Here is an 11908-nt window from a genome sequence, read left to right as displayed (position 1 = left end):
CCGTTCGTCATTGTCGCATCCCGTCCATGCCGGACGGGGTCAGCCAGGAGAACGACAATGAAATACATTGCTTTGATCTACGCCGCCGAACAGACCACGCCCGCTCCGGGCAGCGCCAATTTCGGCAAGATGATGGGCGGCTATGCCCATTGCAACGACACCTACCACAAGGACGGCGTCTATGTCGCCGGCGACGCGCTGCAGCCGGTCGCCACCGCCACCACCGTCCGCGTCCGCGCCGGCAAGGTCGAGACCATGGACGGGCCCTTTGCGGAGACCAAGGAACAGCTTGGCGGCTTCTACATCCTCGATTGCGAGACCCTTGATGAGGCGATCCGCTATGCGGCGATGATCCCCCATGCCGAGACGGGTTCGGTTGAAATCCGCCCGATCATGGTGTTCGAGCGGTGACAGCGGCCGGTCCGGGCGAAACCGCAGAGGTCGCGATCGCCCGGATCGCAGCGTTCGAGCGCGGACGCCTGCTCTCAATCCTCGTCGGTGCGCTGAAGGATTTTCAGCTGGCCGAGGACAGCCTCCAGGATGCGCTGGAATCAGCGCTCCTGCACTGGCGGCGCAGCGGCCTCCCGCAAAATCCGGCCGCCTGGCTCGTCGAAGTGGCGCGGCGCAAGGCGGTCGACCGCCTGCGTCGGGCCCAGCGCTTCCAGACGAAAAGCGGCGAGATTGTCTTCCTGCTCGAAAACGCCATCGCCGTCGCCAGCGCCGAACCGGAGGTGGTGGAGGACGAGCGGCTGAAGCTGATCCTCATCTGCTGCCACCCGGCGCTTGACCGCAAGACGTCGGTCGCGCTGACGCTGCGTTCCGTGCTTGGCCTTTCGACCGAAGCGGTGGCGGATGCCTTTCTCGATGGTCATGATGCGATGGCGCAGCGCCTCGTCAGGGCGCGCCAGAAGATCGCCCGCGCCGGTATCCCCTTTGCCGTGCCGGCGCCATCGGAATGGCCGGACAGGCTTGAGGGCGTGCTGGCGGTGATCTATCTCGCCTTCAACGAGGGCTATGCCGCTTCCGGCGAAACGCTCATCCGTGTCGATCTCTGTGACGAGGCGATCCGTCTCGGCCGTCTGATGCTGGAGCTTTCGCCCGGCGAACCGGAAGCGGAAGGCCTGCTGGCGCTGATGCTGCTGCATCATGCCCGCAGCGGAACGCGGACCGGTGCCGACGGTATTTTGCTGACGCTCGAAGCGCAGGATCGCAGCCTCTGGCGCAAAAGCGAGATCGCCGAGGGGGCCGGCATTCTCGAAAAGGCCTTGCGGCGCGGCAGGCCGGGCCCCTACCAGCTGCAGGCGGCAATTGCCGCGCTTCACGCCGAGGCGCCGTCCTTTGCCGCGACCGATTGGCCGCAGATCGCCGCCCTTTACGCGCTTCTTGCCGAGACGGGCGACAATCCCGTCCACGCGCTCAACCGTATTGCCGCGCTTTCCTATGTCGAGGGATCAGAAGCGGCGCTTTCCCGGCTGAAGCCGATTGCCCCGGCGCTTGTCCGCTATCAGCCGTTCCATGCGCTGCATGCCGATCTTCTCCTGCGCACCGGCGCCAATGCCGCGGCGGCGATCGCCTATCGTCAGGCGATCGCGCTGTCGGGATCGGAGCCGGAACGGCGCTTCCTGCGCGCCCGGCTGGAGGATTGCCTGAATAGAGGTCCGGACGGGGCAGGGACCGTATCTGCGTCCGAGGGCCGGGAATAAGGCTTTCAGTGGACCCGGGTCATGAGGATCTTCACGGCAAAGGCGGAGAAGACGCCGGCAAAGAGATAGTCAATCACCCGCAGCGCGCGGCGATGCGCTTTCAGCCAGCCTGAAAGCTGATCGGCGGCAAGGGTGGTGCCGAGCGTGATCGGCAGCGATGTCAGAATGAACCAGACACCGAAAAAGATCAGCTTTGCGGTGACGTACGGGTCCGATGCGACGACGAATTGCGGCAGGAAGGTCATGAAGAAGATGATGACCTTGGGATTGAGCAGGTTCACGGAAAGGCCATTGACGAAGGCCTTTCCAAGCGCGCCGGGGCGGCGTTCGGCCCGGTTTTCGCTGTCCATCACGAAATTGGACCCCTTGCGGATGGCATTGACGGTGAGGAAGAGCAGATAGGCCGCACCGCCGGTCTTCAGCATGGCGAAAGCCAGCGGCGAGGCGACAATCAGCGCCGAAACGCCGAAGGCGACCAGCAGCGTGTGGACGACAAGGCCGCAATTCGTGCCCAGGATCACCATCAGTCCGGCGGATTTGCCCTCCCGCATCGCCTTGCCGACAGCAAGTGTCATATCGGGACCGGGGGTGATTGCCAGAAGCATCGTGGCTGCTGTGAATGTCAGCAGAACGGAAATTGACGGCAGGAATTCCATGGCGGCTCGGCCTTCAGCAGGTGGTTCATGCCGGTCATGAGCGCGCCATGCGTCGACGGGGACGCGGGGCTGCACGCTTCGACGGGATGAAACGAAGCATCGTGTATTTCAATAATCGAGTCCCGTTTTCGGACCGATGGTTTGTCAGCAAGCGGAATATAGACCATCGGGCGAAAAAATGGATCCCGGTCTTTGCCAGTCCGATTCGCCGAGCCGGTGCCTGACCCGGGCAGAGCGGAGCGCGGTTTATGTGCTCTCCGGCGGAAATTGATGCCGGTTTCGGCCGCAGACACATTCGATTACAAATATTGCTGTTCGTGTTACAAATCGTTAAGGAAAGGCGAGGGGTTCGTTCAGGCATATATCGGCGTACCCATCATCCAGAACAGGTGATTGCCTTGCGTATTCTTCAAGAAGCCCATTATCCCGAACTGCCGAACTATTACCGCGGCAAGGTGCGGGAGAATTATGATCTGCCGGATGGCCGGCGAATCATCATTGCGACCGATCGGCTCTCGGCCTTTGACCGCGTGCTGGCGGCGATCCCGACCAAGGGGCAGGTTCTGACCCAGATCGCCCGCTTCTGGTTCGAGAGAACGGCTGACATCTGCCCGAATCATGTCATGGCCTATCCCGATCCCAATGTCGTGGTCGGAAAGAGGCTCGAAATCCTGCCGGTCGAGATCATTGTGCGCGGCTACCTTGCCGGCACGACCGATACGTCGATCCTCACCCGCTACAAAAAGGGTGAGCGTAAAATCTACGGCTTCGATTTTCCCGACGGGATGAAGGATAATCAGGCGCTGCCCGAAGCCATCATCACGCCGACCAGCAAGGCCTTTGACGGCGGCCATGACGAGCCGCTGACAGAAGCCGAGATCATCGAACGCGGACTGCTGACGAAGGCGGAATGGGAGACCGTATCCCGCCATGCGCTGGCGCTATTTGCCCGCGGCCAGGCGCTTTCGGCGGAGCGCGGACTTATTCTCGCTGATACCAAATATGAATTCGGCAAGGATGACGCTGGCAATATCCTGCTCGCCGATGAGATCCATACGCCCGATTCGAGCCGCTACTGGATTGCGGAGAGCTATGATGCGCGATTTGCCGCAGGCCTGCGCCCGGAAAGCTTCGACAAGGATTTCATCCGTGCCTGGGTGGCCGAGCGCTGCGATCCCTATCATGACCAGATCCCCGAAATTCCCGAAGATCTGGTGCGCGAGACCGCGTCCGTCTACCAGCAGGCCTTCAGGATGATTACCGGCGAGGATTTCGTCGCCGATGAGGCTGGCGACAGCGTCAAGGAGCGAATTCGCAGTCGCCTTTCCGCCTATTATCCCGAAGCGGCCTGGATCTGAGCGCATGCGGCGAGTGAGACGAAAAGCAGAGGAAACCCGCGAGGATATTCTCAACACTGCTGAAGCGCTCTTCCGCGAGAAGGGCTATTCAGGCGTCTCGATCGCCGACATCGCTGCCGCACTTGAAATGTCGCCTGCCAATGTCTTCAAGCATTTTCAGAGCAAATTGGTGCTCGGGCAGGCGATCGCCTATCGCTATGGCGAGCGCTTTCGCGCCCATTGCGACGAAGTGGAGCAGGATACCGGTCTGCCAGCCGACATCAGGCTGACTCGGTTCGTTGACCGGCTGACAAAGGATCACCTGCAGAAAATGCAGAATGATCGCTACCTGTTCGAAATGTTGCCTTTCGTGTTTGAAGACCCTGCAAACAAGGGCCGCATGTATCGCGGTCTGGTGCGGGACCGGATCGCCGCCATTCTCGACGATGGCATGAAGGCGCAGCTTTTCCGCGAGGGTGATCCGGTGCGCGATGCCGAGGTCATCGTCGACATGCTGACCTGCGTGCTGCATCCGAATATGGTTAAATGTGCTGATCTGGCAACACAATCTGACAAAGCGCATGCCATACTGCGTCTTGTTGATGCGGGTTTGAAATACGGCGTTGCCAAGTGATGCTTGCTGAGATACGTCACTAAAGCAGTCTCGCGGTAATTCGCCGGAATCCGGCCCGTTGACGCCCAACAGTTGTATTCACTGTTCCGGCACGCTGGTGAGTGTGCTAGAACGGCGTAAATTGTTTCGATTTGTTGATTTGGATAGGTGCCCATGAAGCCGCGCAAGCTTTCAATTGCTCTTCTCTCCGTACTGGCCGTGACAGCGGCAGCTTGTAGTAAGGAAGGCGAGAAGCAGGGAGGCATGCAGATGCCTCCGCCGTCTGTCGGTGTTATCGAGATGAAGCAGCAGACGCTGCCGATCACGACGACGCTACCCGCGCGGGCCGTCGCCTATCGCAGTGCCGAGATCGTGCCGCAGGTCAGCGGCATTATCGAAGAAAAGGCATTTACCGACGGCGCCACGGTCAAGAAGGGTGACCTTCTCTATCAGATCGAGAAGGACAGCTATCAGGCCGCCCTTGATCAGGCCAAGGCAACCCTTGCCAAGGCCAATGCCACCGTGCCGGGCATGAAGGCGAATTACGAGCGCTACAAGAATATCGTTAACAAGGGCGCGACCGAGATCCAGCTGACCGATGCACAGGTCTCCTACGAGCAGTCGCTCGCCGATGTCGAGGCCGGCAAGGCTTCCGTCGCTGCGGCGCAGGTCAATCTGGATCATACCAGCATCTATGCACCTTTCGATGGTGCGCTGGGCGTGTCGAATATCGCGATCGGCAATATTGCCTCGTCGAGTTCGACCACGCCGCTGGTTCAGATCAACCAGCTCGACCCAGTCTACGTGGATATGTATGAATCGGCCTCGGAAGTGCTTTCAGGCACGAGCAAATACTCGTCGTCACTCGGCTCTGAAGCCGATCTTTCGAAGGTCACGGTTACCGTCCAGCTGGATGACGGGACCGAATATGACGTCAAGGGTCATCTCGATGTCTCGGACCGCACGGTCAATGAATCGACCGGAACGGTTAATCTCCGCGCCGTTTTCGACAATCCTAAAAACGTGATCCTGCCGGGGATGTTCGTGCGTGCGACGCTGACGCTGGACGAAACCCAGGGCTATCTCATTCCCCAGCGTGCGGCCCAGATCGAGCCCGGTGGCAAGGTTACGGCACAGTTCGTCGGCAAGGACAATGCGGTCGAGACGCGGGTTTTCAAGGATGCACAGTCTTCCGGCAATGGTTGGCTGGTCACCAGTGGTGTTTCCGATGGCGACAAGCTGATTGTTGACGGCTTCCAGCGTCTGGTTGGCGGTGTGAAGACCGTCAATCCGGTTCCGGTGACGATCAATGATGACGGCGTGGTTGTTGATCAGCAGCCGGCGGATGCATCCGGCGGTTCCTCGAACAAGAATGCGGCCAGTTCCGGCAGCAACGGTTGAGCGAATGGTGTTTTCGCGACAGATAAACCCCGGCGCTCGAGGGACAATTAATGGCTAATTTCTTTATTCATCGACCGATTTTCGCCTGGGTTGTGGCGATCCTGATCATGATCGGCGGCGGTCTTGGCGTCTTGACGCTTCCGATCTCGCAATATCCGGAAATCGCTCCGACGACGATTTCAATTTCTTCGACCTATCCCGGCGCCAGCGCGGAAACCGTCGAGTCAACGGTCACCAACGTGATCGAAGACGGCCTGTCGGGCTTCGATGACATGCTTTACATGACATCGACGTCAAGCAATGGCTCCTCGCAGATTCAGGTGATTTTCGGACCGGCAATCGATCCCGAGATTGCCCAGGTTGAAGTCCAGAACAAGCTGCAGCTTGTCGAATCGCAGCTGCCCGATACGGTTCGGCAGCTGGGTCTGACGGTGAACCATTCGTCGTCATCGATCCTGATGGTTGTCGCGCTGACCTCGTCGAACAACGATTATACAGCGGCTGATCTTGGCAACATCATCGACAGCACGATCCAGGACAGCGTGATGCGCCTGGATGGTGTTGGCAGCGTACAGGCCTTCTTCACGCCCTATGCCATGCGCATCTGGCTCGATCCCTACAAGCTCAATCAGTATAATCTGACGGTTGCCGATGTCTCGAGCGCGATCGAGGCGCAGAATGCGCAGGTCGCCGTTGGTGATCTGGGCGACAATCCATCCGTCAAGGGGCAGCAGCTCAATCTGACGGTTGTGTCCTCGACGCAGCTGACCACAGTGCGTGAATTCGACAACATCGTCGTCAAGGTGACCGAAAACGGCGCAACGGTGACGCTTGGCGATCTCGGCCGTGTCGAGCTGGGTCAAGAGAATTACGACATTCAGGGTTATTACAATGGCAAGGTCGCCGGCGGTTTCGCCGTTGAGCTTGCCAGTGGCGCGAACGCCGTTGACACGTCCAGAAACGTTGTCAACTTCATGAACTCGATCAAGCCGACGCTGCCGGAAGGCGTCGACGTCATCTATCCGTATGACACGACGCCCTTCGTCGAATTGTCGATCGAACAGGTTGTCGAGACATTGTTCGAGGCCATTGTTCTCGTGTTCCTGGTGCTGCTGATTTTCCTGCAGAACCTGCGTGCGACCATCATTCCGACGATCGTTGTGCCGGTGGTCCTGCTCGGTACCTTCGGCGTGCTGGCGTTCGCCGGATATTCGATCAATACGCTGACCATGTTCGCCATGGTGCTGGCGATCGGCCTTCTCGTTGACGACGCGATCGTGGTGACGGAGAACGTCGAGCGCATCATGCATGAGGAAGGGTTGCCGCCACGCGAGGCGACGATCCGCTCCATGGCGGAAATCTCCGGTGCTCTGGTCGGTATCGTTCTGGTTCTGTCGGCTGTGTTCATTCCGATGGCCTTCATCGGCGGCTCGACCGGCATCATCTATCGCCAGTTCTCGGTGACGATCGTCTCGGCCATGGTGCTTTCGGTGCTGATGGCGCTGATCTTCACGCCGGCACTCTGCGCCACGATCCTGAAATCGGTCGATCCGACCAAGAAGGACCGCGGTCTGTCCGGCATATTCAACCGCAATTTCGAGCGGATGACACATGCCTATACGGGAACAGTCAAGCGTCTGCTCGGATTGATGATCCCGGTCTTCCTGGTGTTCGCGGTCGTCGTTGGCGGCGTGGTCTACTACTTCGGCAAATTGCCGAGCGCCTTCCTTCCCGATGAGGACCAGGGCTATCTGTTCTCGATCGTGCAGCTGCCAGATGGCGCAACGACCGAGCGCACCAATGCAGTGATGAAAGAGATCCAGAATTATTTCGATACGCAGGAAGGTGCGAATGTTGATGCGGTGTTCTCCGCTGTCGGCTTCTCATTTGCCGGTACCGGACAGAATTATGGCATGAACTTCATCAAGCTGAAGGACTTCGATCAGCGCACGGCAAAATCCGCCGGTGCTGGGGCGATTCTCCAGCGCGCCAATATGTACTTCTATACGCATATCCGCGATGCACAGGTTTACGTGCTGTTGCCGCCGGCGATCCCGGGGCTTGGCACCTCGACAGGCTGGAGCGGCTATGTCGTCGACAGCGGTAACCGTGGTCAGGATGCGACATTTGCATCGACGACAAACGTCATCGCCCAGATGAATCAGGGTGGCATTGCGTCGCAGACGCGTACCGACACCCTGGCCAATCAGACCCAGATGATGCTCGATATCGATACGGAGAAGGTCGGCGCCTATGGTGTGAACCTTGCTTCGGTCACGTCGATGCTGTCGACGATCTATGCCGGAACCTACATCAACAACTTCACCATCAACGGCAAGATCAAGAAGGTCTATGTTCAGGGTGACGCGCCCTATCGCATGCAGCCGGACGATATCGGCAAGTGGTATGCGTCGAACGACAGCGGTGAAATGGTGCCATTCTCGGAATTCACCAAGATCAGCTGGGTATCCGGTGCGCCGTCAATCGCCCATTATAACGGCAATAATGCTGTCGATATTTCGGGCGGTACCCAGCCGGGCTTCTCGACTGGTGAAGCGATGAACCAGCTTCAGGGTCTGGTGAAGCAGCTGACCGGAGGCTTTACGGTGGCCTGGACGGACATGTCCTACCAGGAAGTGGTTTCGGGCAACGAAGCGAGCTATCTTTACGCGATTTCAGTGGTCTTCGTCTTCCTCTGCCTTGCCGCGCTCTATGAGAGCTGGTCGATTCCCTTTGCCGTGATCCTTGCCGTGCCTGTCGGTATTTTCGGTGCGGTGCTTGGTGCCCATTTCACTGGTCAGAACAACGACATCTATTTCAAGGTCGGGCTTTTGACGACGATGGGTCTTGCGGCGAAAAACGCCATTCTGATTGTCGAATTCGCCCGCGAATTGATGGATCAGGGCATGACGGCGGTTGATTCGGCCATCCGGGCGGCGCGCATGCGTCTGCGGCCGATCCTGATGACCTCGCTTGCCTTCATGCTTGGTGTCTTGCCGATGGCTGTCGCGTCGGGTGCGGGTGCTGCGTCTCAGAATGCAATCGGCATTACCGTGTTCTTCGGCATGCTGGCTGCAACGGCTTTGGGCGTCTTCTTCATTCCGTCCTTCTTCGTTGCGGTTTGCCGGATCATGCGTATCGAACGCAAGAAAGAGGCCAAATCCGAAGACCAGCAGGCAATTTAAAGATTGCTAACCATATTGCGCCGGGGCCTCCCCGGCGCTTAAAAGGAATATCGAAACGGCTAGTGTAAGCCACGGCCGAACCTGACAGGACAGACCCATGCTATTGCGCCGCGTTTCCGTACCCTTCGTTATGTTGTTGCTTTCGGGCTGCGTGGTCGGTCCCGACTATCAGAAGCCTGACATGCCGCTGCCGACCAAATTCAGCGAAGGCAGTACCAAAAGCGATGGCGACGTGACCCAGACAGCCTGGTGGACATCGTTTAACGATTCGCAGCTCAATGCCTATGTGGATAAGGGGTTGGCGCAGAACCTCGATATCCTGCAGGCGGTCGAGGCCATCGCCCAGGCTCAGGAAGGTATCATCACCGCAACAGCCGGCGCTTATCCCTCGGTCGATCTGACGGGTAGCGATGCGGTCGGCAGTTCGGCCGGTGAAGCGGCAAGCACGTCTGCGCATAAGCTGACCAACACGGCCACGGGGTCGATCCCTGTTTCCTGGTATCTTGATCTGTTCGGTAAATATAAGCGCGCCGGCGAGGCTGCTGAAGCCCAGCTTGGTCAGGCCTATGCATCGGCAGATGTTGCCCGCTTGGCGCTGATTTCAAATCTGGTTCAGGCCTATGTGAATGCGCGCCTCTATCAGGAGCGCCTGCAGATCGCCAAGTCGAACCTTGCCAGCCGCCGGGAAACGCTGAAGCTGACCCAGTTCCAGCTTGATGCCGGTGCGTCCTCGCGTCTGGATGTGGCGCAGTCGGAAGGTCTCGTCAATGCGCAGCTGTCGTCAATTCCGGGGCTGGAAGCAAGCTATCGCGCGCAGGTCTATTCGCTCTCGACGCTGATGGGTCTGCCGGCTGCGACCTTGATCGACCAGATGAACAAGAAGAAGCCGATCCCGATGACCAGCGCGACCTATGCAAGCGGGGTTCCGGCGGATCTCATTCGCAATCGTCCTGACATCCGCAAGGCGGAGCAGGCGCTGGCTGCGGCGACCGCCAATATCGGCGTTTCCGAGGCAGCGCTCTATCCTTCGATCACGCTGAGCGGAACCGTCACGGCAAGCCTCAGCGCGTCACACCTGGCCGGCAGCAACGGTCTGACATCCTGGTCCTTCGGTCCGGCGCTGAGCCTGCCGATCTTTGACGGTGGCGCATTGAGAGCCAACGTCCGGATCAACGAGTCGCAGGCACGTGCGGCCTATCTTGCCTGGCAGCAGACGGTGCTGGACGCGATTTCGGAGGTTGAGACGGCGCTGGCCAAGGTTTCGCGCGATGGCCGCACGGTTTCTGCCCTGCGGGCGACGGTTGCGTCCTACAAGGAGGCACTCGATCTCTCGACGGCCAGCTATAAGGATGGTGCCACCTCGCTGCTTGACGTTCTTGATGCGCAGCGCTCCGTCTCGAGTGCCGAGGCTGATCTTGCCGATGCTGTTGCCAGCATGGCCAATGACTATGTGAGCCTCAATGTCGCGATCGGCGGCGGCTACGCCGTCGGCAGCAAGTAAGGCTGCCGCGGTTCGCCGCGATCCCGTTTTCAAAGATCGCACCAGGCCTTTTGCGCTCCCGCTTGCGGGAGCGCTTTTGCGTGATAGACGCCGCGGGCAATCGCCCGCGCCATCGTCGTCATGGCGGCGTGGCAGATATGGGCAAAGTCGGCGGGGCCCGTCATCGGCTTTTCACATGTGGCTGCTGACAGCACCGTGTCACCATCCATTGGCAGATGCGCGGGATAGATCGCCCGGGCAAAGCCACCATGAGCCATAATGGCAAGGCGATGGGTTTCAGCCTTGGTGAGGGCGGCATCGGTCACGATCACACCGATCGTGGTGGCGGTGGTCTGAAGCCCTTTCATCCGCAAGGCGAGATCTGTTTCCTGATAGGCCGGGGCCTCGCCGATGCCGCCGAATTCCCGGTCACGTTCGAAGGGCGCGGCCCAGAAATGGCGGCCATCGCCAACGGTGATGCTGCCCATCGCGTTGACGGCCACCAGGGCACCGACGATATGGCCTGAAGCGAGGCGGAGGCTGGCAGAGCCGAGACCGCCTTTCAGCGTTGCCGTTGTCGCGCCCGTCCCGGCGCCGACCGTGCCGAGCGCGAAAGCGTCGCCGTGCGCATTGCGATAGGCCTGATAGCCGAGGTCGCGATAAGGGGCATGAAGCCCCCAGTCCTTGTTGCCGCCATTGAGCAGATCCATCAGGATGGCCTGCGGCACGATCGGGATCCGCACATCGCCGACCAGGAAGCCGCGCCCGTCGGCGCGAAGCCCCGACTGGACGCCGCCGGCTGCATCGAGCCCGAAGGCCGAGCCTCCGCCAAGAACGAAGGCATCGACAGCCTCGACAGTGGCGCCGGGCTCAAGAAGCTTCTGCTCACGGCTGCCCGGGGCGCCGCCGAGAACGAAACCGGAGGCGATTGCCGGCGTGTCGAAGGTGACGACAGTGACACCGGAGGCGAGATCGAGATCCTGCGCATTGCCGACGGCAAGGCCGCTGATATCGGTGAGAAGATTGAACATGAGGCCCCCCAGGGAAAAGATGGCAGTTCTATGCCTCACGTTCTAGGCCATCGTGAACGCGCCCGAAAGTCAGATCTGTCATTAGCGCGGCCGGTGGGGCGTAACCGGCCACGGCCGGGCCGGCGATATCGCCTGGCGCCAACAGCCGGTGCCGGGGCAGGGAGGGGATGGCACTGAAGGCCGAAACCGGGGTGGTGGCCAATGGCTACGGCGTAATCGAAGATTTTTACAGTTTTTTGAAATTAGCATGTTGACTTCGGTGGACGCTTAACACTATATGCACACCACCGACGGGGTCGCCGGTCGCTGCGGCGACTGAGCAACGATCCCTTCCCGCCAATTAGCTTTGCTGGTTGACGTGTTCGAACTCAAAAGGTTTTGGCACGGGGCGGTTTACGACGAATTTCATTCGTCGGTTATTTGGACAATTGAATAAAGAAGAAAGAGAAACGTGGCGAGCGGCTTTGTTGGTAGGCTTTTGGCTTACCGGAAAGAGACGAAG

At 59.5% G+C, this 11908-nt stretch carries 9 protein-coding genes; 7 read left to right on the top strand and 2 right to left on the bottom strand.

What is annotated here, in order from left to right:
* Nucleotides 1-57 precede the first annotated feature (57 nt).
* Complete coding sequence (locus tag HCK86_RS12670; RefSeq protein ID WP_176084857.1) at nucleotides 58-411, top strand: YciI family protein; 354 nt, start codon at nucleotides 58-60, stop codon at nucleotides 409-411.
* Nucleotides 408-1703: a DUF6596 domain-containing protein gene (locus tag HCK86_RS12665; protein WP_348641074.1), complete on the top strand. Its 1296-nt coding sequence runs from the start codon at nucleotides 408-410 to the stop codon at nucleotides 1701-1703. Before HCK86_RS12670 ends, HCK86_RS12665 begins: the two co-directional genes overlap by 4 nt.
* Nucleotides 1704-1708: 5 nt before the next feature.
* Here the strand turns inward: HCK86_RS12665 and HCK86_RS12660 are convergent, their stop codons facing one another.
* On the bottom strand, nucleotides 1709-2359 hold the full coding sequence (locus HCK86_RS12660; RefSeq protein WP_176084856.1) for a LysE family translocator: 651 nt from the start codon (nucleotides 2357-2359) through the stop codon (nucleotides 1709-1711).
* A gap of 398 nt (nucleotides 2360-2757) precedes the next feature.
* Here HCK86_RS12660 and HCK86_RS12655 point away from each other — a divergent pair, with 398 nt between their 5' ends.
* From HCK86_RS12655 to HCK86_RS12635, 5 genes are all read left to right on the top strand, one after another.
* Nucleotides 2758-3717 carry a phosphoribosylaminoimidazolesuccinocarboxamide synthase gene (locus tag HCK86_RS12655; RefSeq protein WP_176084855.1) on the top strand — a complete coding sequence of 320 codons (960 nt, stop codon included), beginning with the start codon at nucleotides 2758-2760 and terminating at the stop codon, nucleotides 3715-3717.
* A gap of 13 nt (nucleotides 3718-3730) precedes the next feature.
* Entirely contained in the window at nucleotides 3731-4330 is a 600-nt protein-coding gene (locus HCK86_RS12650; RefSeq protein ID WP_176084854.1) for a TetR/AcrR family transcriptional regulator, read from the top strand.
* Between the two features lie 249 nt (nucleotides 4331-4579).
* The gene (locus tag HCK86_RS12645) at nucleotides 4580-5710 is read left to right on the top strand and encodes an efflux RND transporter periplasmic adaptor subunit (protein WP_176084853.1); all 1131 of its coding nucleotides are present in this window, start codon (nucleotides 4580-4582) and stop codon (nucleotides 5708-5710) included.
* Nucleotides 5711-5760: 50 nt separating this feature from the next.
* The gene (locus tag HCK86_RS12640) at nucleotides 5761-8895 is read left to right on the top strand and encodes an efflux RND transporter permease subunit (protein ID WP_176084852.1); all 3135 of its coding nucleotides are present in this window, start codon (nucleotides 5761-5763) and stop codon (nucleotides 8893-8895) included.
* Between the two features lie 97 nt (nucleotides 8896-8992).
* Nucleotides 8993-10396, top strand: a complete 1404-nt coding sequence (locus HCK86_RS12635; protein WP_176084851.1) for an efflux transporter outer membrane subunit — start codon at nucleotides 8993-8995, stop codon at nucleotides 10394-10396.
* 29 nt (nucleotides 10397-10425) lie between these two features.
* Here the strand turns inward: HCK86_RS12635 and HCK86_RS12630 are convergent, their stop codons facing one another.
* Nucleotides 10426-11406, bottom strand: a complete 981-nt coding sequence (locus HCK86_RS12630; RefSeq protein ID WP_176084850.1) for a P1 family peptidase — start codon at nucleotides 11404-11406, stop codon at nucleotides 10426-10428.
* Nucleotides 11407-11908: the final 502 nt, after the last annotated feature.

The organism is Martelella sp. HB161492, assembly GCF_013184775.1.
Lineage (GTDB): Bacteria > Pseudomonadota > Alphaproteobacteria > Rhizobiales > Rhizobiaceae > Martelella.
The sequence above is the reverse complement of the archived record's forward strand: the minus strand, read 5'-3'. Positions and strand labels throughout refer to the sequence as shown.